The sequence below is a fragment of the Tersicoccus sp. Bi-70 genome, from assembly GCF_001968825.1.
Lineage (GTDB): Bacteria > Actinomycetota > Actinomycetes > Actinomycetales > Micrococcaceae > Tersicoccus.
Map to the genome: position 1 here is coordinate 340,355 of NZ_MIEU01000002.1, position 20,536 is coordinate 360,890.

Genomic DNA, 20,536 nt, shown 5'->3' on the forward strand with positions numbered 1-20,536 from the left:
ACAATCCTGAAGGCAGGCACTAGCAATGGCACACAAGAAGGGCGCAAGCTCCACTCGCAACGGTCGTGACTCGAACGCCCAGTACCTGGGCGTCAAGCGGTTCGGCGGCCAGACCGTCAACGCCGGCGAGATCATCGTCCGCCAGCGCGGCACCCACTTCCACCCGGGCCTGAACGTCGGCCGCGGCAAGGACGACACCCTGTTCGCCCTCTCCGCCGGTTCCGTCGCGTTCGGCACCCGTCGCGGTCGCCGCGTCGTGGACATCGTCGCCGCCGAGGTCGCCGCGGTCTGAACCCCCGCGCACCATCACGTTCTTCACGTCAGGGCAGGCCGCTCGCGGCCTGCCCTGACGCGTTTCCGAACACCACCAGCATCACCAGAGGAAGGAGCGCATCCATGGCCAGTTTCGTCGACCGCGTCGTCCTGCACGTCTCCGGCGGCAACGGCGGCCACGGCTGCGTCTCCATCCACCGGGAGAAGTTCAAGCCCCTGGGCGGCCCCGACGGCGGCAACGGCGGTGACGGCGGCGACGTCGTCCTGCGTGTCGACGCCCAGACCACCACGCTGCTCGGCTACCACCGCGCCCCCCACCAGCACGCCGGCAACGGCGGGCCCGGCAAGGGCGACCACCGCGACGGCACCGCCGGCGAGGGCCTCGTCCTCACCGTGCCGGACGGCACCGTCGTCAAGTCGACCGACGGGGAGGTTCTCGCCGACCTCGTGGGTGACGGCACCGAGTTCGTCGCCGCGTCCGGCGGCCAGGGCGGGCTGGGTAACTCGGCCCTCGCCTCGCAGAAGCGCAAGGCGCCCGGCTTCGCGCTGCTCGGCCTCGACGGTCAAGCCCGGGACCTCGTCCTCGAGGTCAAGTCGATCGCCGACATCGCCTTCGTCGGCTTCCCGTCGGCGGGCAAGTCCAGCCTGATCGCCGCGCTCTCGGCAGCGCGACCCAAGATTGCGGACTACCCGTTCACCACCCTGATCCCCAACCTCGGGGTCGTCCAGGCGGGGGAGACCCGCTACACCGTCGCCGACGTGCCCGGGCTGATCCCGGGCGCGAGCGAGGGCAAGGGCCTCGGCCTGGAGTTCCTCCGCCACGTCGAGCGGTGCGCCGCCCTCGTCCACGTGCTCGACTGCGCGACGCTCGAGCCCGGACGCGACCCGGTCAGCGACCTCGAGGCGATCGAGGCCGAACTGGACGCCTATGCCGTGGACGCCAGCTTCGCCGGCCCCGGCGGTGATGTCGTCCCCCTGAACGAGCGGCCCCGCCTGGTGGCGCTGAACAAGATCGACGTCCCCGAGGCCCGCGAGCTCGCCGACTTCATCCGGCCGGACCTCGAGGCCCGCGGCTACCGCGTGTTCGAGATCTCCACCGCCAGCCACGAGGGGCTGCGCGAGCTGTCCTTCGCCATGGCGCAGATCGTCGACGCTGCCCGCACCGATCGTGCCGCGTCGCCCGCCGCACCGCGCGTCGTGCTGCGGCCGCGGCCCGTCGACCGCGGCGGCCGCGGAGGTCGGGGCGAGTACACCATCACCCAGGAGGAGCGCAGCCTCAAGCCGCTGTTCCGCATCCGCGGCGACAAGCCCGAGCGCTGGGTGGCGCAGACCGACTTCGCCAACGAGGAGGCCATCGGCTACCTCGCGGACCGGCTGGCCAAGCTCGGCGTCGAGGACGGCCTGTTCAAGTCCGGCGCGAAGCCGGGCGACACCGTCGTCATCGGCGGCGAGGACGGCGTCGTGTTCGACTGGGAGCCGACCATGGTCGCCGGCGCCGAGCTGCTCGCCGGCCCGCGCGGCACCGACCTGCGTCTGCTCGAGGCCGAGTCCCGGCCGACCCGCAGCCAGAAGCGGCAGGACTTCCACGAGCGCATGGATGCCAAGCAGGCCGCTCGCGACGAGCTCGAGGCCGAGCGCCGCGCCGGCATCTGGACCGGCAGCGACCGCACCAGCGACGAGCGATTCAGCGCCGGCCGCACCAGCGCGGTCGGGGCGGACCGGACGGGTACGGAGGACGCCGGCGACGAGGACGGCGCGTGAGCGTCAGCCGGCGTCGCAGTTCGATCACCTCCCGCGCGGAGGTGCCCACCGCCGGCCGCATCGTCGTCAAGGTCGGCTCCTCGTCCCTGACGTCCATCGGCGGCGGCATCGACGAGGACGCCCTGACGCGGCTGTCCTACGTGCTGGCCGCCGCGAAGTTGACCGGTCAGGAGATCATCCTGGTCTCCTCGGGCGCCATCGCCGCGGGCCTCGCCCCGCTCGGCCTCACCCGCCGCCCGAAGGACCTGGCCAGCCAGCAGGCCGCCGCCGGCGTCGGGCAGGGGCTGCTGATGGCCCGCTACACCCGGGCGTTCGGTGAGCACGGCATCGTCACCGGCCAGGTGCTGCTCACCGCGGACGACCTGATCCGCCGCACCCAGTACCAGAACGCCCATCGGTCCCTGACCCGGCTGCTGACCCTCGGGGTGCTGCCGATCGTCAACGAGAACGACGCGGTCGCCACCCACGAGATCCGGTTCGGCGACAACGACCGGCTCGCCTCCCTCGTCGCCCACCTCGCGCACGCGGACCTGCTGATCCTCCTCTCCGACGTCGACGCGCTCTACGACGGGCCGCCTGCCGACGGCGCCCGGCGGATCCCCGAGGTGCACGGCCCGGCCGACCTCGAGGCGATCACCATCGGCAGCACCGGTCGCGCGGGCGTCGGCACCGGCGGCATGGCCACCAAGGTCCAGGCCGCATCGATGGCCGCCGCCAACGGCATCCCCGCCATGGTCACCTCGACCGACTACGCCGCGGCCGCGCTCGGTGGTGACCCGGTCGGCACCTGGTTCCATCCGACCGGCAACCGGCACCCGATCCGGCTGATGTGGCTCGCGCACCTGGCCACCATCCGCGGCCGGCTCGTGCTCGACGACGGCGCCGTCAAGGCCGTGCGGGACCGGCGCCGGTCCCTGCTGCCCGCCGGCATCGTCGATGTCTCCGGCACCTTTGCCTCCGGCGACCCCGTGGAGCTGACCGACCGCAGCGGCGAGGTGATCGCCCGCGGCCTCGTCAACTACGACTCCGAGGAGCTGCCGCAGATGCTCGGCCGCACCACGTTCGACCTGGGGGAGGACCTCGGCCACGACTACGAACGCGAGGTCGTGCACGTCAACGACCTCGTCCTCGCCTGAGCCGTTCCTCCGCTGTCTCCCTGACCCGTGTGGTGGGCTCGTGGTTGCATAGAGCATGAGCGAACTGCGGAACATCACCGGCCCGATCGCCTACCACGCGGAGGGCCCCGTCTGGTCTCCGGCTTGGGGCGGCCTGCGCTGGGTCGACATGTTCGCCGGCGACCTGCTGACCTTCACGGACGCGGGCATCACGCGTCGGCACGTCGGCAGCCTCGCCGCCTTCGTCCGGCCCCGGGCGAGCGGCGGCTTCCTCGTCGGGCTGTGGAACCAGCTCGCACTCACCGACAGCGACGACGGCGAGCTGCGGCTGCTCCCACCGGTGTGGGAGGACGAGGACATCCGGTTCAACGAGTGCGGCGTCTCGCCCACCGGCACCCTGTACGCCGGGAGCATGCACGTCGAGCAGGTCGACGGCGCCGGCACCCTCTATCGACTCGGAGCCGACGGCGTCCTCGACGTCACCGAGCCTTCCGTCACCGTCTCCAACGGCCTCGGCTTCGCCCCGAACGGCGCGCTGGCCTACTACGCGGACACCCCCACCGGGCGCATCGACGTCTTCGACAATGTGGACGACCGGCTGGTGAACCGGCGGCCGTTCGTCGAGGTCGACGGCGGTGACGGCCCGGGCAGCGGCCGGCCCGACGGCCTGTGCGTCGACGCCGAGGGAGCGGTCTGGACGGCCATCAACGGCAGCGGCGAGGTGCACCGGTACGACGCCGCGGGCACCCTCACCGACCGCATCGCCGTCCCGCCGAGCCAGCCGACCGCGTGCACGCTGGGCGGCGAGGACCTGCGCACCCTCTACATCACGACGTCCCGGGAGAACCTGCCCGACGACGCCGAACCGGAGGCCGGCAGCGTCTACGCGATTCGGGTCGGCACGCCGGGCCTGCCGACGGAGCCCGTCGCGCACTGACTTCTTCGGCGATCCGCTTGGCCGCGGGTGACGTGGGCCATAGTGTGTCCTCCAGTGTTGCCCCAAGGGCAACACCCGATGCTCGCAGTGAACCGCAGCCGAGGGGGGCTCGTCGGCGCCACACGGGCACGCCTCCCGTCCACGTCCAAGGAGTGCCATGTCCTCTCCGTCCACTCCCGCCACCGGCGCCGGCGTCCCGCTGATCGAGGCCAAGTCGATCGACTGGGTGCCCGCGAACGAGCGGCACGGCAAGCTGTGGCACCAGGCCCCGCTGTGGTTTCTCGGCAATTTCCAGTACTTCTCCATCCCGATCGGCTTCATCGGCCCGTCGCTGGGCCTGTCCCTGGGCTGGACCGTCGTCGCGAGCATCCTCGGGATCGGTGTCGGCACCATCTTCATGGCCTTCCACGCCTCGCAGGGCCCGACCATGGGGCTGCCGCAGCTGATCCAGTCGCGCGCGCAGTTCGGCTACCGGGGCGTCATCGTGCCCCTGCTCGCCACCCTCTTCACCTACCTCGCGTTCAACGTCGCGGACACCATCCTGCTCGGCGAGGGCCTGTCCAGCTCGTTCGGCTGGAACGCGACGGCGGTCGCGGTCGTGGCGACGGTGGCGGCGGCCGCCCTGGCGATCTTCGGGCACGACTGGCTGCACAGGGCGTTCCGCATCCTGCTCTACATCTCGCTGCCGATCATGATCGTGCTGACCATCGGCGTCATCGCCGGCGGTGCCCACGGTTCGTGGGACCCGTCCCAGTACGGGTTCAGCTGGGTGGCCTTCATGGCGCAGTTCGCCGCGTGCGCCGCCTACAACATCACCTACGCGCCCTACGTCTCGGACTACTCCCGGTACCTGCCCACGACAACACCGGCGCGGAAGGTGATCGCGGCGGTGTTCTTCGGCGCCTCGTCCTCGGCCATCTGGCTGATCGTGCTCGGCGCCTGGCTGGCCATCGCGCTCGGAGCCACCGACGGGCTGGCCGGCCTGCAACTGGCGGGCAACACCGTCATCCCGCACCTCGGCGACGCCGCGGCCCTGCTCTCGGCGCTGGCCCTGGCCGCGACCATGGGGATGAACGCCTACGGCGGCGCCCTGACGGTGCTGACGACGATCGACTCCGTCCGTCCGATCAAGCCGAAGACCCCCTCCCGGGTGACCACCATCCTCGTGCTCGCCGTCGTCTGGTACGCGGTGGCGGCCACGGTCAGCACCGGGGCGGTGGCCACGGTGTTCTCCGCGCTGACGCTGATGCTCTACGTGCTGGTGCCGTGGACGGCGACCAATCTGGTCGACTACTTCATCGTGCGCCGCGGCCACTACGCCATCGCCGACCTGTTCACGCCCGACGGCATCTACGGCGCGTGGGGCTGGCGTGGCCTGACGGCCTTCGGCGCCGGCCTGCTCGCCGAGATCCCGTTCATGGTGCTGCCGACCATCGGTGACTGGAGCTACACCGGCCCGATGGCCGAGCTGCTCGGCGGGGTGGACATCGCCTGGCTCGTCGGCCTGGTGGTGACCTCGGTCGTCTACCTGCTGGCCAGCCGGTCGCTGCGCGGCACCGAGGAGACGCCGCACGCGGCGCTGACCGACCCGTCCGCTCCCGTCACGGACCCGGCGTAGGCATGGGCGTCAGCACCAGCCCCGCCATCACCGTCCGGCCGCGTGCCGGCGGGGACGCGGGCGTCGACGTCGCCGTCGAGGACGTGCGCATCGCCGCGCCCGGACCGGGCCAGGTCCGGGTCGCGATCCGGGCGACGGGCGTCTGCCACTCGGATCTGCACGTCGTCAACGGCGACTGGCCCGCCGACCAGCCGCTCGTCCTCGGCCACGAGGGCGCCGGCGTGGTCGAGGAGGTCGGCCCCGGCGTCACCGGCGTCGCGCCCGGCGACCACGTCGTCCTCTCCTGGTTCGCCCCGTGCATGGCGTGCGCCAACTGTTCGGCCGGTCGCGGGTGGTTGTGCACCGGGACGACGGCGCTGGCCAACACGCTGCCGGACGGGTCGACGCCGTTCGCCGGCGCCGACGGCAGTCCGCTGTGGCCCTACCTCGGGCTTGGCACGTTCGGCTCCCACGTCGTCGTCCCGGAGACGGCGGCGATCCGGGTCGACGACGAACTGCCGTTCACCGTCGGCGCTCTGCTCGGGTGCTCGGTGACCACCGGGGTCGGCGCCGTGCTCAACACCGCGCGGGTGCCAGCCGGCGCCTCCGCCGTCGTGGTCGGCTGCGGCGGCGTCGGCCTGTCCATCGTGATGGGGCTGCGGCTGGCCGGAGCCCACCCGATCGTCGCCGTCGACCTGTCGGCGGACAAGCGCGCGATGGCGCTCGAGCTCGGGGCCGACGTCGTGCTCGACCCGCGGGAGACCGACACCGGCGCCTGGCTGCAGGAGCAGTTCGGGGGCGTCGACTTCGCATTCGAGGCGATCGGGAACGCGCAGGTCATCGAGACGCTGCCCGGCATGCTCGCGGCCGGGGGAGCAGCGGTGCTGGTCGGGATGCCGCGGATGGGTGCCCGGTCCTCGATCGACCCGTACGAGCTCGCGGACCAGGGCAAGAGCATCCTCGGCTGCAACTACGGCTCGAGCGTCGCCCGGGTGGACGTGCCCCGGCTCGCACGGCTGTACCTGGCGGGTCGGCTGCCGCTGGACCGGCTGATCGACACGGTGCGTCCCCTCGCGGAGGGCCCGCAGGCGCTCGACGAGCTGGCCTCCGGCGCGGGGCTGCGCTCGATCCTGACGCCCTGACCGGTCTGGCTCGTGGCCGGCCGAGTGGCCGGTCGAGGGCGCCTCGCGGGCTACCGCGGCGTGGTGCTGCTCGCCTCGGCGGCGAGGATCGACCGGATCGTGTCCAGGGTCAGGGGGATGCCGCTGGCCGCGGCGCGCTGCCGGGAGGCGAGTTGACGCTCGGCGGCGTCGCCGTAGGTCTGCCGGAAGTAGGACTCGACGCTCTCACCGACCTCGGTGTACTGCGTCAGCTCCGTCTCGCCGTCACCGACCGGGGCCAGCCGGTAACCCCAGATGGCCTTGCCCGGCCCGACGGACCACGCGAACTCGCGTCCTTCGTCGGCCGTCACCACGGTCGACGTCGTCTGCCACTCGCGCTCCTTGAAGCGGTTGAAACCGGTGAAGGTGGCGCCGACTCCGCGCTCGTCGGTGTCCCAGGTGCAACGATGGCACTGCTGGCTCCACTCTCCGGTGCGGGTGACGTCGCTGATGAGGCGATAGGTCTCCTCCGGGGTGGCGGGGACGAGGACGGTTTCCGAGAGGCTGTAGGTCACGCCGCCAGTCAAGCACAGCGCTCCGGCCGGCGACGGCTGTTTTCCACTGCCGCCGTCGCCCTGCGGGACGGACCCTGAGCAGCCGCCGGCGTGTGACACCACCCACGTCGGCGGTCGGTCCCGCTCGATAGACTGGCCCGATGACGACGCTCACCCAGCACACCGGCACGCCCGCTTCCGGGACCGGGAACAGCGACGCCCCGACGACCACGACGACGCCGGCCGCGACACCGGCCGACCAGAGCGAGAACACGACGTCCGAGAATGCGGCGTCCGAGAACAGCGCCGCGACGGTCGACGACGCCACCGCGGCCGCCGTCGACACCATCGCCGACGCCGCGAAGGCCGCCTCGCGCGTGCTCGCCCGCGCCGACCGCGCCACCAAGGACGCCGCGCTCCGCGCCATCGGAGCCGCCCTGATCGCGAACCAGGACCGCATCCTCGCCGCCAACGAACGGGACCTCGCCGACGCCGACGCCAACGGCGTCAGCACCAGCCTGCAGGACCGGCTGCGGCTGACCACCGAACGCATCGCCGGCCTCGCCGAGGCGCTGGAGAACCTCGCCTCGCTGCCCGACCCGGTCGGCTCCGTCGTCCGCGGGCAGACCCTGCCCAACGGGCTGCGGCTGCGGCAGGTGCACGTGCCCCTCGGCGTCGTCGGCGCCATCTACGAGGCCCGCCCCAACGTCACCGTGGACATCGCCGGACTCGCGCTCAAGGCCGGCAACGCCGTCATCCTGCGCGGCGGCACCGCGGCGCAGCACTCCAACGCCGCGCTCGTCGAGCTGATCGGCGAGGCCTTGAACGCGCAGGGGCTGCCCGACACCGCCGTGCAGACCATCGACGAGTACGGCCGGGCCGGGGCCAACGCCCTGATGCGCGCCCGCGGCAAGGTCGACGTCCTGATCCCGCGCGGCGGCCGTTCCCTGATCCAGACCGTGGTGCGCAACGCCCAGGTGCCCGTCATCGAGACCGGGGAGGGCAACGTGCACATCTTCGTGGACGCCTCCGCGAGCCCGGAGATGGTCACCCCGATCGTCGTCAACGCCAAGACGCAACGGCCCAGCACCTGCAACACGGTCGAGACGCTGCTCGTCCACCCCGGCTTCACCGGCCTCGAGTCCACGCTGCGTGCCCTGGCCGAAGCCGGCGTGCGGCTGCACGTCGACGAGCGGGTCGCCGCCGCGCTGCCCGCGGACCTGCCCACCCAGCCGGCCACGGAGGAGGACTGGGCCACCGAGTACATCGACCTGGACCTCGCCGTCGCGACCGTGGACACCCTGGACGAGGCGATCGAGCACATCGAGAAGTACACGACCCGGCACACCGAGGCGATCCTGACGAACGACCTGGCCAACGCCGAGCGGTTCGTCGCCGAGGTCGACGCCGCCGCGGTGTTGGTCAACGCCTCGACCCGGTTCACCGACGGCGGCGAGTTCGGCCTCGGCGCGGAAGTCGGCATCTCGACGCAGAAGATGCACGCCCGCGGACCGATGGGCCTGACCGAGCTGACGACGACGAAGTGGATCGTGACGGGCGACGGGCACGTGCGCCCGTGACCCCGCCCTCCCGGGCGTGCGGGGCATGAGCGCCCCGCGTGACCCGCGTTCGACGCCGCCCTGCTCGATGACGCCCTGCTCGACGACCCACTCCTCGACGAGCACCCGTCGATGACCCGATCCTCGGCGTCCCCCTCGTCGACGCCCTCGTCGTCCCCCCGAGCGGCCGGCCACGCACGTGGCCGGCCGCCGGCGTGGTTGCTGGTGGTGGGGATCCTCGCGATCGCGGGCAACCTGCGGCCGATCTTCACCGCGCTCGGCCCGCTCATCGATCAGGTGGGCGCCGAGACGGGGATGGGGCCCACCGGACTCGGCCTGCTCGCGGCCATGCCGCTGCTCGCGTTCGCCGTCGTCTCCCCGGTGGCCGCGGCGGTCGGCAACCGCTTCGGCGCCGCCCGGACCGTGCTCGCCGCGCTGGTCCTGCTGCTCGTCGGCGCGGCCATCCGCTCCCTGCCGACGGGCGCGCCGTCCGACGGAACGCCGGGCGACGTCGTCGGCTCCGCCGGTCTCTGGGTCGGGTCCTTCCTCATCGGGTCTGCGATCGCCGTCGGCAACGTGCTGCTGCCCTCGATCGTCAAGCGCGAATTCCCGCGCCACATCCCGATCCTCACCGGCGCCTACTCCGCCACTCTCGGCGCGGTCGCCTCCGTCGGCGCGGGGCTGGCCGTGCCGCTCTCGCACCTCCGACTCCCCGACGGCAGCGAGGCCGGCTGGCGGCTGGGCCTGGGGGCATGGGCGCTGCTCGTCCTGCCCGCGATCGTCCTGTGGTTGCCGCACCTGCGCACGCGGACGGCGGTCGACGGCGCCACCGCCGAGGAGCCGGCCAGTGGCACCGACACGCCCGCCGCCGTCCCGGCCGCCCGCCGCAGCGTGTGGCGGTCGCCGCTGGCGTGGCAGGTGACGGCGTACATGGGCCTGCAGTCGGTCAACTTCTACGTCATCGTCACCTGGCTGCCCACCATTGAGCGGTCCTGGGGGACCGGGGCCGTCGAGTCCGGCTGGAACCTCTTCGCCTACCAACTGGTCGGCGTCGCCTCCAGCTCCCTCGTCCCGCTGATGCTGCGCGGCCGGGACCAGCGGCTCGCGTGCGCTCTCGCCCCCGTGCTCACGGCCGCCGGCCTGCTCGGCTTGGTGCTCGTCCCGGGGCTGGCCCTGTTCTGGGCTCTGCTCGCCGGATTCGGCGGTGGCGCCTCACTCGTCATCGCCCTCAGCCTGATCGGGCTGCGCGCCGGCGACCACCGCGTCGCCTCGTCCCTCTCCGGCATGGCCCAGTCCGTCGGCTACCTGCTGGCCGCCGTCGGGCCGCCCGTCGTCGGCGCCCTCTTCACTGCGACCGGTACCTGGGCGGTTCCGGTGCTGGGCATGGTCGCCGTCAACGTCGTGCAGATCGTCGTCGGTCTCGCCGTCGGGCGAGACCGGACGGTCGGCGACGCCTCCGACGGCGGCCGTGTCGCCCGGAGCGCGGCCCCGGGAGGCCCCGCGACGTAGGATGGGGGCAGTCCCCGGACGTGGGCGGCAGTGGTGCGTTCAGCAGTGCCGTCGCCCCCGCCACGGCACGCAACGACCCGTACCGACCCGAAGCAGGGAGAGCATGCTCACATCGCTGGCCACCGCGGTCCTGTCCGCCGCCGAGGAGAAGGCCCCGACGATCGCCCCGGCCCCCGTCGTCATGCTGGTGATCTTCGGGACGTTCCTCGTGCTGCTGTTCATCACGGTCTCCTTCACCAACGTCGGCATGCGCCACGACGCGCACGACGAGCACGTGGACCCGCAGCGCACCCTGCCGGCCGAGCACCACCGGGAGCAGGGCCATTAACTCGCCCGTCTCCACGCCCGGCCACGTCTCCCTCCCGGGGCACCGCGCCCGGGTGGGCGTCATGGGCGGCACGTTCGACCCGATCCACCACGGTCACCTCGTGGCCGCGAGCGAGGTGGCGTCGGTGTTCGGGCTCGACGAGGTCGTCTTCGTCCCCACCGGCCAGCCCTGGCAGAAGCAGAAGGACGACGTCTCGCCCGCCGAGCACCGGTACCTGATGACGGTGATCGCCACGGCGTCGAACCCGCGGTTCAGCGTGTCCCGCGTGGATGTGGACCGGCCCGGGCTCACGTACACGATCGACACGCTCCGTGAGCTGCACGCCCTGCGCCCGGACGCGGACCTGTTCTTCATCACCGGCGCGGACGCCATGGAGCAGATCATGTCCTGGAAGGACGTCGACGAACTGTGGTCGCTGGCCCACTTCGTCGGTGTGACCCGGCCCGGGCACGAGCTGCGCAACATGGGCCGCGACGACGTCTCCCTGATGGAGATCCCCGCCATGGCGATCTCCTCGACCGACTGCCGCAAGCGCGTCCGCGACGGCCACCCCGTCTGGTACCTGGTGCCGGACGGCGTCGTCCAGTACATCGCCAAGTACGGGTTGTACACGCCCGAGGCGGCCGCGGCGGAGTCCGGTGTGAGCGCGTTGCCGTTCGACGGGACGACGACGCCCGGCGGCCACCTTCCGACGATGCTGGTGCCCCATGAGTGACGATCCCCTGAATTCGACCGAGAACCCCACCCAGTACGCGACCCGTCGGGAACGGCGGGCTGCCGAGCGCGCCGCCGAGGCACGGGCGACCGGTGCCGCTTCCGCGTCCGGGCTGGCCTCGGCTGAGCCCGTCTCTGCTGATGAGGTCGACGACGACGGCGTCGCGTTCGGCGCCGGCGCCGCGTTAACCCGCGAGGAGTACGAGGCGCGGATGGCCGAGCTCGCCGATCAGGCGGGCGAGCACGCCGTCAGCCTGTCCCGGCACGGGGTGTCTGCGGCTCCGGCCTCGCACGGCGGCGAAGTCGAGGGTGCCGAGCACGCCGGGCCCGAGCACGTCGACCCGCAGGTCCGCGCCGAGCAGGAGGCCTTGGCCGCCCGCGCCGCGGCCCTGAACGCCGCCCAGCGGGGGACCCCCGCCGGACCGGCGGTCACGGATTCGCCGGTGACGTCGAGTTTCGCCCAGGTGGGGCAGTCGACCGAGCCGCCGCTGCTGGACCAGCCGCACAACCTCGGGGCCGTCACCCCGCTGCGCTACGAGCACGACCCCGCCTTCGACTTCCCGGTGATCGCCCCGCCGACCACCTCGCAGGTGTTCCTTCACATCGACCCGGAGACGGGTACCGCCCAGCCGATGCATCCCGGGGTGCCGGGGAGCCGGGAGGGCACGCGGCTGGAAGGCACGGAGGCGTCTTCCGACCTGTCACAGGGTGTGGGTGCGTCCGACGCGGCGACTCCGACTGCGGCACCGGAACCTGCTGGAGCCGATACTGCTGCGGCCGGCACTCCTGCGGCCGACCGCTCTGCTTCCGGCCCGGCCACCGGCTGGGTGCCGACGGCCGACCTGCTCGAGGCGAACGCCCCGGCGGCGTCGGCTGACGGCGGTGCCGCGTCGGCTCCGCCGGTTCCCGTCGGTGCGGCCGACGCCGCGGGCCTGGACCCGCTCGACTCCCGCACCGCTCGTCAGGGCCGCCGCTCGTGGGTGGGCGCCCTGATCGGCGGCATCGTCGTCGTGGTGGCCGCCCTGGCCGTCGTCGCCGTGCTGCTCTTCGTCCACTGAGCATCTGTCCTCTCCCCGTTCCTCATCCCTTCTCAAGGAGTTCCGTGACCGCCTCCGACCATTCCATCGACCTCGTCCGGGCGGCCGCCCGCGCCGCCGCCGACAAGCAGGCGCACGACGTCGTCGCGCTCGACGTCAGCGAGCGGCTCGCCATCACCGACGCGTTCGTCATCGCCTCGGCGACCAGCGAGCGGCAGGTCAACGCCGTCGTCGACGCCATCGAGGAGTCCCTCGGCGAGCTCGGGGAGAAGCCCGTCCGCCGCGAGGGCCGCTCCGGCGGTCGCTGGGTGCTGCTGGACTACATCACGGTGATCGTGCACGTGCAGCACCAGGAGGACCGGGTGTTCTACGCGCTGGAGCGGCTGTGGAACGACAGCCCGGTCATCGACATCTCCGCCGAGCTGAACGCGAGCGTGCCGGCCGGTCAGGAGCGGACGGGTTCTGCCTCGGACCGTCCCCTCGTCGACCCGGCCGAGCTGGGTCTGTCTTCTTCCGACGCGGACTCCACCGCCGGTTCAGCCGGCGACGACGAGTCCCGGGCGTGAGCTCGGGCGGATTCGACGGCGCCGGCGGCCTCCACGCCGCGAACGGCCGCCGCGTCATCGTGTGGCGGCACGGTCGGACGCCGTGGAACGCGGCCGGCCGGTTCCAGGGGCAGACCGACATCGACCTTGACGAGGTCGGTGAGGCGCAGGCGGAGTCGTCGGCGCGGCTGCTGGCGGCGCTGGACCCGGATCTCATCGTGGCGTCGGACCTGACGCGGGCCCGGAAGACCGGGGAGGCGTTGGGCCGGGTCACGGGGCTGCCGGTCACGCTGGATGAGCGGCTGCGGGAGACCAATGCGGGGCGCTGGCAGGGGCTGACATTCGCGGAGATCAACGAGCAGTTCCCGGAGGAGTCGGCGGCGTGGTCGACCGGTGACGTGGACGTGGCGCCCGGAGGAGGGGAGAGCCGGCTCGACGTCGCCGCGCGGGTGTGCGCGGCGATCGAGGAGCATCTGGAGGCCCTGCCCGACGACGGCCTGCTGGTACTGGCGACGCACGGCGGTGCCGCGCGCGTGGCGATCGCGTCGCTGCTGGGACTGCCGCACGGCTCGTGGTCGGTGCTCTCCGGCCTGGCCAACTGCAACTGGTCGATGGTCGAGGAGATGGGGGCGGACAAGGCCGCCCGGGGGCTGCGCTGGCGGCTCGCGGAGCACAACGCCGGCAGCCTCCCGGAGCCGGTGGTGGTCGAGGAGGGCTGATTTGGTTCTCCCGACGTTCATTGGATAGACTCGTCTGGTTGCCGCGGCACGGATAACGGTCTCGACCGGTGCTGTGTACGGCGACGATGGGGCTGTGGCGCAGCTGGTAGCGCACCTGCATGGCATGCAGGGGGTCAGGGGTTCGAGTCCCCTCAGCTCCACCAACACGAAAAGGGCTTCGCCGGATCGGCGAGGCCCTTTTGTCTTCCGTTCTGACGGCTTGGCGCCGCGTCTGGACTCGTCGATATGCATTCTTAGGATTGCTGATGTTGCCGGGAAGGGGATGCCCCATCGGTGCTGGATGGCTGTGGCACGACGCGATGTTAGGTTCTTGATACAGGGCACGGGCCGAGCAGCAGGAATAGGGAGCATGACGGAGTCGGCAATAGCACTCACGACAGATGTGCTGGTGGCAACAGCGAAGCATAAGTCAGACCGCGGCACGAACTTCTATGTGGCATCCGACGACGCCCCCTTTGACGCTCTCCTGCTGTCTGACAATGCGCTGACCTCCTACTGACGGACAATGGACATGAGCAATCCTGACGGAGACCGCCTCTTTATGAAGTCGCGACACCGCGTCAAGACGTACGGCGAAGTCTTCACACCGCGCTCTATGGTCGATCAGATGCTCAATCTCGTCAGCCACGATCTTGAAGCCGGTGAAGGCTTCGTCGACAAGACGTTCTTGGAACCAGCCGCCGGGGATGGGAACTTCCTGGTCGCAATCCTGCAACGCAAGCTTGCCGCCATCGAAGAACGGCTCGACCCGGCGATCTGGTCGCGGGAGTCCTTATTCGCGCTCGCCTCGATCTACGCGATCGAGCTACTCCAGGACAACCACCGAGACGCACAGGACGCGCTCGTCAACGAGTTCGTGAGGTTCCACGAGGGGCACGGCACGCGCTGCAGCTCTCGCACGGACCTCTACCACGCCGCAACCTTCCTCGTTGAGACGAACATCCTCCATGGCAACACGCTCACTGGGCGGTCGCCGGACGGCGAGGAGATCGAGTTCTCGTGGTGGACCCGCCAGCCGCATGATCCGTCGATGGTCAAGCGAGAGCCTTTCACCTTCAACTCCCTCCGCGAGGATGGAGCCTTCGACTTCGCTATATACGGCTCGTACGAGCCGTGTCCCGTCCAACACGTTCACAGGAAAGCGAACGCAGATGCCTAACCCGAAGATCAAAACGTTCCGGGAGATAACGCCGCAGATCTACTCGTGGACCACGACCGACCTCCCCAAGTACGCAGGCTGGGAGAAGATCGGGTACACGGCGCAGGAGGGCGGCGCACAGGCGCGCATCGCCCAGCAAGCCTCGCAGCTGTCGATCAGAAAGAAGATCGAGTGGGTGTTCAAGGCGGCATACATGACGCCCGATGGCGGGCGGTTCACCGACCACGACTTCCACGCCTATCTCAGGCAGCAGGGCATCGAGCGCGACGGTGTCCCGGCGACGCCTGAGCGACCGAAGCGCACCGAGTGGCATCAGTTCGAAGGGGCACCGAAGACCTCGCGGCAGTACTTCCTGGACTTCGCGTCGGGCGATGTCTCGATCGATGTCTCAGGCGTCGTGGAACAGGACTACGAGCTTCGCCCGGAGCAAGACACCGCGGTGACGCAGGCACTCGAAGCGTTTGGATCCGGCAAAACCGAGGTGCTCTGGAACGCAAAGCCACGCTTCGGCAAGACCCTCACGACATACGACCTGATGCGGCGGCTCGGCGCACGCAGGGTTCTCATTGTGACAAATCGTCCCGCGATCGCGAACTCGTGGCTCGACGACTTCCTGCGCTTCATCGGGCACCAAACGACCTATCGGTTTGTCTCGGACTCGGCATCCCTGAACGGCCGTCCGACAATGTCGCGGGACCAGTGGTCCTCGTACGTCTCGCACACGCAGGACGAGGACCCGCGCATCGTCGAATTCCTCTCCCTGCAGGATCTCAAGGGCTCGGTGTACTTCGGCGGCAGATACGAGAAGCTCAAGCACATCGCGCAGTTGGGGTGGGACCTGCTCGTCATCGACGAGGCACACGAGGGCGTCGACACGACGAAAACCGACGTCGCCTTCGACCAGATCAAGCGTGCGTGGACGCTGCACCTGTCGGGCACGCCTTTCAAGGCGCTCGCCTCGGGCAAGTTTGACCGGGACCAGATCTTTAACTGGACCTACGAGGACGAGCAGAGCGCGCGCGCCGAGTGGGGCGACCCTGAGCGGGAGAACCCGTACGAGGAGTTGCCCACGCTCAACCTGCTCACCTACCAGGTGTCCCGGATGATCAGCGAGCGTCTCGCAGAGGGCGTCGCGATCGCCGAGGACGAGGCGAACATCGACTACGCCTTCGACCTCGGAGAGTTCTTCCGCACGAAGGACAACGGATACTTCGAGCACGAAGCCGACGTCCAGACGTTCCTCGACCGCCTGTCCGTGAACGAGAAGTACCCGTTCTCGACCCCGGAGCTGCGCGACGAGATTCGGCACTCCTTCTGGCTGCTCGACCGCGTCGCCTCCGCGAAGGCTCTGCAGCGGATGCTGAACAAACACGAGGTGTTCAAGGACTACGTGGTCGTGCTCGCCGCAGGCGATGGGCGCGGCGCGGACGACGACAGCGACCTCGTGCAGTCGAAGGCATCGCTCGGAAAGGTCCGCGATGCCATCGCCGAGGCCGAGAAGACCGGGGGCAGGACGATCACGCTCTCGGTCGGCCAGCTCACCACCGGGGTGACGATCCCTGAGTGGACTGCCGTCGTCATGCTCTCGAACGTGACCTCGCCGGCACTGTATATGCAGGCCGCGTTCCGTGCGCAGAATCCGTGCACCTTCGAGCGCGACGGTCAGGTCTTCCAGAAGAAGAACGCCTACATCTTCGACTTCGCGCCTGAGCGCACGCTCACGATCTTCGACGAGTTCGCGAACAACCTCCGTCCGAACCCGTCGGGCGACGAGGGCGTTCGCCGCGAGAACATCAGGACACTGCTGAACTTCTTCCCTGTCATCGGCGAGGACGCCGAGGGCAGGATGGTCGAGCTTGATGCCTCGGAGGTCCTCACGTTCCCAAAGGTGTTCAAGGCTCGCGAAGTCGTGCGCCGCGGGTTCCTCTCAAACCTGCTGTTCGCGAACGTCGCCGGGATCTTCCGCTACTCCGGTCACCTCAAGAAGATCCTCGACAAGCTCCCCACCGCCGAGCAGGGCAAGCTCAAGAAGAAGGATCTCGATCTGCCCGAGCCGATGCCGAACGTTGACCGCGACGGCAACGTCGAGGTCGATATGGAGACGGTCATCAACCCGAAGGTGGCGGAGCTCGGTACTCCTGTGTGGCGGGTCGAGGACATCCCGGCGACGGATCCGGAGGCTCCCGCGGCCGAGGTGGCCAAGAAGCTCGCGAAACTCGTGTCCGACAAGGCCCGTGACACACGCGAGAAGCTGGAGGCGGAGTACGCGCTGAGCAAGAAGCAGGTCGAGCGCGATGAGAAGGGCACCGAGGCGGAGGTCGTGCGGAAGTACGAGCGCGTGCGGGTCGAGCATGAGATCGCGTCGAAGCACCTCCAGGACGAGCTGGCCGAGGCACCTACCGAAGCAGACGCTGCAATTATCGCCATGAAGAAGGCCGAACAGGAGAGGGCTTTCCAGGAGAGCGTCGCTGCGATCCTCATAGAGACGACCGAGTCGATCACCAAGGCGGTCGTCGAGCGCGAGGAGAAGAAGAAGGAGCAGAAGCGCGCCGACCAGACCATGGACGACGCACGCTCACACCTGCGCGGCTTCGCCCGCACGATTCCGATGTTCCTCATGGCCTACGGAGATCGGCGCACCCGGCTGTCGAACTTCGACGACTACACGCCTGATGACGTGTTCGAGAAGATCACAGGGATCAGCGAGGCGGAGTTCCGCCTCCTGCGCGACGGCCAGCAAGTGACCGAGGCCGACGGCACGGTCACGACGGTCCCCGGGCTCTTCGACGAAGCCGTGTTCGACCAGTCGATCCAGGAGTTCCTCGACAAGAAGGAAGCCCTCGCGGACTACTTCGACCACGCGCAGACCGAGAACATCTTCGCCTACATCCCGCAGCAGAAGACCTCGCTTGTCTTCACGCCGCAGCCTGTGGTCAAGATGATGGTGGACATCCTCGAGAAGGAGAATCCCGGGATCTTCTCCGATCCCGAGAAGAACTTCGGCGACCTGTTCTCCACTGCGGGCCTCTTCCTCATGGAGCTGGTCCGCCGCCTCGACACGGGGCTCGCCGACCGGATCCCGGACCAGGAGGAGCGGCTCAAGCACATCCTCACCTCGCAGCTGTTCGAGATGAGCCACAACGAGATCTTCCACGAGATCACCCTCGAGGCCGTCTCCGGCGGCGTCGAGGAGCGCAAGGAGTGGCTGCGGTCCTCTGGGCACTTCCGCTGGGGCAACCTCGCAGAGATGACCAGTGACGAGCGCAAGAAGACGATCGACGACATGCTGACGGAAGGCAACTGACCATGGGGAAGAAGTTCGATGTCGTGATCGGCAACCCTCCTTACCAGGAGGAGGCGCAGGGCGACGGCACCCGAGACACGCCCGTCTACCACCTGTTCATGGACGCGGCGTACGAGATCGCGCATAAGGCCGTGCTCATCACGCCGGCACGCTTCCTCTTCAACGCTGGGTTCACACCGAAGGCGTGGAACGAGAAGATGCTCGCGGATCGGCACCTGAGCGTCCCGAACTACGTGCCCAACAGCAACGACCTCTTCCCTGGCACTGACATCAAGGGTGGAATCGCTGTCACTTACTGGGATGAGGGGCGTGATGACGAGCCGATTGACACGTTCACGAGCTACCCAGAGCTCAATGGGATTCTGCACAAGGTCAACGCAGCGCACGACGCATCCATCGCACCCGAGATCACAAGCTCCCGCTCGTTTCGATACACCGATGCTTTGTACGACCAGCATCCGGAGGCTCGGGCTCTCCGTCCTGAGGGCAACGCAGCGCTGGTGAACACGAACACTTTCGAGCAGTTCTCGTTTCTGTATCACGCCGACCAGCCTCAGGACCAAAACGACTATGTGCGTGTTCTTGGTCTGATCAAGAATCGGCGATTGTCGCGCTGGATCCGCAAGGACTACATCGCTGGCCCGGCGAGCTATGGCAAGTTCAAGGTCGTCGTCACGGCTGCAAACGGATCAGGAACGCTCGGTGAAGTGCTCTCCAGCCCGCTAGTTGCCGAGCCGTGGGTTGCCGTCACCCAAACGTTTATCACAATCGGTGCTTTCGAAGAGGAGGCTCATGCTCTTGCATGCCTCAAGTACGTGAAGACCAAGTTCGCGCGCGTCATGCTCGGCATCCTGAAGATCACGCAGCACAACCCGGCGAAAGTCTGGAAGCACGTTCCGCTCCAGGACTTCACTGTGGACTCGGACATCAACTGGTCGACGTCTATCTCAGAGATCGATCAGCAGCTGTACGGCAAGTACGGCTTCGACGACACCGAGATAGACTTCATCGAGGCCCGCGTGAAGCCGATGAACTGATGCTTCGCCTCCGTGCCGTGAAAGAGCATGTCCCTACCACGCAAGCAAGGAGTGTCAGGGCAATCCCGACGGAATGTGGCCGTTCATAGTCCAGTATGAGTCTCGGCTGAGAGCCGGACGGCCGCGATCTCGGGCCCAGTGGAGCAGCCGGGAGCTGGCGAGTTCATCGGCGAGGCCTTACTGGGCTCTTGGGCGCGCTTTCGATCGTCTGCTTTGAGAAGGACAGCGGGATCTGTCGCAGGATTGGCGTTCCTGAGCCATGCAGGAGTTTGTTCATCGCCTTTATAATCTTGTTTCGCGCCATATCAACCTTGTTGACCCGTTGCATCCACTCCGCTTGGGATGCCGAATTGTCAAAGTTCAGTACATTCCCGTACACCCGATCGCCGCGCGCTCCCTGGCGCAGCACGTCGAGCGTTCGCCTTATAGTAGAAATTCCTGCTCTTGCCTCGCTGACGAATCCGGCAAGACGCGGTTCGTACAGCCACTCAATCGGAAAAGACACCGGGGCGATTAAGGCATTGTTGCGACGAGATAAAACCTGTCCTGTCCCCAGTGCGTGGCTCATGTCTTGAAGGGCTTGGTCGAGTTCGTCAAAGGAGAACTCATTACGCATGGACACCTGCATCGCGCTGCGGTCGAAGACATTCCGGAGCGCACTGAGCACAGTTCGCGCCATCGCGTCCACCGATGGCATTGACGACAATGCCATCCAAACGCTGTGTGGTATGGCGTCACCCAGGTCGGCTTCGACGTAGGCCTTGGCGAGACCGAACGCCGCGCTCGCATCGACGTTTGGGTCGAGGAGGTGCTCGTAAAACTTCTGGGTGAACATCGATGCAACGTCATCCTCTACAGCGTCAGACGTGCCGACGACCCAGCCGCCGCTCGGGGCAACAAGCTCGAGCACCTCGGGTCCCGGGACCGAGGTGTGACAACCGCTCAGATACACGCCTTCGAGAGCTGGACTGGCAGCGCGCACCACCTCCAGAACCGATGATATGGAACGTGCGACGGTCCTGCGTCCTTCGTTGACCTCGATCTCGCCGCGGGTCGTGCCGTGACCGATGAAGTGGAAGATGGTTGGTTCCAAGGATGCGATGAAGCTGCCGAGCCCGTCCCATTCGAGGGCGTGACTCGCGACGACGACGTCGACCTCGCTCGATCGACAGAGTTCGAGACTTCGCACCTCGTCATCCGCGTGCGTCAACTGTTCGTCAGCGCAATTCCACACTGCGATACTCGTCATGTCCAGAACGATGCCACA

18 protein-coding genes and 1 tRNA gene are annotated in these 20,536 nt (G+C 68.9%); 17 read left to right on the forward strand and 2 right to left on the reverse strand.

The features are described 5' to 3' along the window. Window positions 1-25 precede the first annotated feature (25 nt). From rpmA to BGP79_RS01745, 6 genes are all read left to right on the forward strand, one after another. Window positions 26-292, forward strand: a complete 267-nt coding sequence (rpmA, locus tag BGP79_RS01720) for a 50S ribosomal protein L27 (protein ID WP_076692926.1) — start codon at window positions 26-28, stop codon at window positions 290-292. Between the two features lie 104 nt (window positions 293-396). After that, window positions 397-2,034: a GTPase ObgE gene (gene obgE / locus BGP79_RS01725; RefSeq protein ID WP_076692927.1), complete on the forward strand. Its 1,638-nt coding sequence runs from the start codon at window positions 397-399 to the stop codon at window positions 2,032-2,034. Continuing rightward, the gene (gene proB / locus BGP79_RS01730) at window positions 2,031-3,170 is read left to right on the forward strand and encodes a glutamate 5-kinase (RefSeq protein WP_076692928.1); all 1,140 of its coding nucleotides are present in this window, start codon (window positions 2,031-2,033) and stop codon (window positions 3,168-3,170) included. The genes obgE and proB overlap by 4 nt, the downstream gene beginning before the upstream one ends. Window positions 3,171-3,225: 55 nt before the next feature. Continuing rightward, window positions 3,226-4,086, forward strand: coding sequence for an SMP-30/gluconolactonase/LRE family protein (locus BGP79_RS01735; RefSeq protein WP_076692929.1), 861 nt, complete (start codon window positions 3,226-3,228; stop codon window positions 4,084-4,086). Between the two features lie 157 nt (window positions 4,087-4,243). Next, the gene (locus BGP79_RS01740; RefSeq protein ID WP_076692930.1) at window positions 4,244-5,704 is read left to right on the forward strand and encodes a cytosine permease; all 1,461 of its coding nucleotides are present in this window, start codon (window positions 4,244-4,246) and stop codon (window positions 5,702-5,704) included. A gap of 2 nt (window positions 5,705-5,706) precedes the next feature. Continuing rightward, a complete protein-coding gene (locus tag BGP79_RS01745) occupies window positions 5,707-6,825 on the forward strand; it encodes an alcohol dehydrogenase catalytic domain-containing protein (protein WP_083701459.1) in 1,119 nt (372 codons plus the stop codon). Between the two features lie 50 nt (window positions 6,826-6,875). Here the strand turns inward: BGP79_RS01745 and BGP79_RS01750 are convergent, their stop codons facing one another. Further along, on the reverse strand, window positions 6,876-7,358 hold the full coding sequence (locus BGP79_RS01750) for an SRPBCC family protein (RefSeq protein WP_076692931.1): 483 nt from the start codon (window positions 7,356-7,358) through the stop codon (window positions 6,876-6,878). 140 nt (window positions 7,359-7,498) lie between these two features. Here BGP79_RS01750 and BGP79_RS01755 point away from each other — a divergent pair, with 140 nt between their 5' ends. The 11 genes from BGP79_RS01755 (at window position 7,499) to BGP79_RS01805 (ending at window position 19,269) form a co-directional block, all read left to right on the forward strand. Next, window positions 7,499-8,917, forward strand: coding sequence for a glutamate-5-semialdehyde dehydrogenase (locus BGP79_RS01755; RefSeq protein WP_083701460.1), 1,419 nt, complete (start codon window positions 7,499-7,501; stop codon window positions 8,915-8,917). A 111-nt stretch (window positions 8,918-9,028) separates the two neighbouring features. Then, the gene (locus BGP79_RS01760; protein ID WP_076692932.1) at window positions 9,029-10,405 is read left to right on the forward strand and encodes an MFS transporter; all 1,377 of its coding nucleotides are present in this window, start codon (window positions 9,029-9,031) and stop codon (window positions 10,403-10,405) included. A 103-nt stretch (window positions 10,406-10,508) separates the two neighbouring features. Then, window positions 10,509-10,733: a hypothetical protein gene (locus tag BGP79_RS01765; protein ID WP_076692933.1), complete on the forward strand. Its 225-nt coding sequence runs from the start codon at window positions 10,509-10,511 to the stop codon at window positions 10,731-10,733. Window positions 10,734-10,785: 52 nt separating this feature from the next. Further along, a complete protein-coding gene (nadD, locus tag BGP79_RS01770) occupies window positions 10,786-11,448 on the forward strand; it encodes a nicotinate-nucleotide adenylyltransferase (protein ID WP_255363053.1) in 663 nt (220 codons plus the stop codon). After that, the gene (locus BGP79_RS01775) at window positions 11,441-12,505 is read left to right on the forward strand and encodes a hypothetical protein (protein ID WP_076692934.1); all 1,065 of its coding nucleotides are present in this window, start codon (window positions 11,441-11,443) and stop codon (window positions 12,503-12,505) included. Before nadD ends, BGP79_RS01775 begins: the two co-directional genes overlap by 8 nt. A gap of 44 nt (window positions 12,506-12,549) precedes the next feature. After that, a complete protein-coding gene (rsfS, locus tag BGP79_RS01780; RefSeq protein WP_083701463.1) occupies window positions 12,550-13,050 on the forward strand; it encodes a ribosome silencing factor in 501 nt (166 codons plus the stop codon). After that, window positions 13,047-13,748: a histidine phosphatase family protein gene (locus BGP79_RS01785; RefSeq protein ID WP_076692935.1), complete on the forward strand. Its 702-nt coding sequence runs from the start codon at window positions 13,047-13,049 to the stop codon at window positions 13,746-13,748. The genes rsfS and BGP79_RS01785 overlap by 4 nt, the downstream gene beginning before the upstream one ends. 88 nt (window positions 13,749-13,836) lie before the next feature. Continuing rightward, a tRNA-Ala gene (locus tag BGP79_RS01790) sits at window positions 13,837-13,912 on the forward strand. Between the two features lie 368 nt (window positions 13,913-14,280). After that, window positions 14,281-14,928 carry a methylase gene (locus tag BGP79_RS01795; protein WP_143588257.1) on the forward strand — a complete coding sequence of 216 codons (648 nt, stop codon included), beginning with the start codon at window positions 14,281-14,283 and terminating at the stop codon, window positions 14,926-14,928. After that, window positions 14,921-18,232, forward strand: a complete 3,312-nt coding sequence (locus BGP79_RS01800) for a DEAD/DEAH box helicase family protein (RefSeq protein ID WP_076692937.1) — start codon at window positions 14,921-14,923, stop codon at window positions 18,230-18,232. Before BGP79_RS01795 ends, BGP79_RS01800 begins: the two co-directional genes overlap by 8 nt. Window positions 18,233-18,234: 2 nt before the next feature. Beyond that, the gene (locus BGP79_RS01805; RefSeq protein WP_076692938.1) at window positions 18,235-19,269 is read left to right on the forward strand and encodes an Eco57I restriction-modification methylase domain-containing protein; all 1,035 of its coding nucleotides are present in this window, start codon (window positions 18,235-18,237) and stop codon (window positions 19,267-19,269) included. Window positions 19,270-19,432: 163 nt separating this feature from the next. Here the strand turns inward: BGP79_RS01805 and BGP79_RS01810 are convergent, their stop codons facing one another. Next, on the reverse strand, window positions 19,433-20,518 hold the full coding sequence (locus tag BGP79_RS01810) for a hypothetical protein (protein WP_143588258.1): 1,086 nt from the start codon (window positions 20,516-20,518) through the stop codon (window positions 19,433-19,435). Between the last annotated feature and the right edge of the window lie 18 nt (window positions 20,519-20,536).

Excerpts from the sequence above, each read along its gene's own strand:
- rpmA (WP_076692926.1), top strand. The coding sequence starts at position 26 with ATGGCACACAAGAAGGGCGCAAGCTCCACTCGCAACGGTCGTGACTCG.
- obgE (WP_076692927.1), top strand. The coding sequence starts at position 397 with ATGGCCAGTTTCGTCGACCGCGTCGTCCTGCACGTCTCCGGCGGCAAC.
- BGP79_RS01735 (WP_076692929.1), top strand. The coding sequence starts at position 3,226 with ATGAGCGAACTGCGGAACATCACCGGCCCGATCGCCTACCACGCGGAG.
- BGP79_RS01740 (WP_076692930.1), top strand. The coding sequence starts at position 4,244 with ATGTCCTCTCCGTCCACTCCCGCCACCGGCGCCGGCGTCCCGCTGATC.
- BGP79_RS01745 (WP_083701459.1), top strand. The coding sequence starts at position 5,707 with ATGGGCGTCAGCACCAGCCCCGCCATCACCGTCCGGCCGCGTGCCGGC.
- BGP79_RS01755 (WP_083701460.1), top strand. The coding sequence starts at position 7,499 with ATGACGACGCTCACCCAGCACACCGGCACGCCCGCTTCCGGGACCGGG.
- BGP79_RS01760 (WP_076692932.1), top strand. The coding sequence starts at position 9,029 with ATGACCCGATCCTCGGCGTCCCCCTCGTCGACGCCCTCGTCGTCCCCC.
- BGP79_RS01765 (WP_076692933.1), top strand. The coding sequence starts at position 10,509 with ATGCTCACATCGCTGGCCACCGCGGTCCTGTCCGCCGCCGAGGAGAAG.
- BGP79_RS01775 (WP_076692934.1), top strand. The coding sequence starts at position 11,441 with ATGAGTGACGATCCCCTGAATTCGACCGAGAACCCCACCCAGTACGCG.
- BGP79_RS01795 (WP_143588257.1), top strand. The coding sequence starts at position 14,281 with ATGAGCAATCCTGACGGAGACCGCCTCTTTATGAAGTCGCGACACCGC.
- BGP79_RS01800 (WP_076692937.1), top strand. The coding sequence starts at position 14,921 with ATGCCTAACCCGAAGATCAAAACGTTCCGGGAGATAACGCCGCAGATC.
- BGP79_RS01805 (WP_076692938.1), top strand. The coding sequence starts at position 18,235 with ATGGGGAAGAAGTTCGATGTCGTGATCGGCAACCCTCCTTACCAGGAG.
- BGP79_RS01810 (WP_143588258.1), bottom strand. The coding sequence starts at position 20,518 with ATGACGAGTATCGCAGTGTGGAATTGCGCTGACGAACAGTTGACGCAC.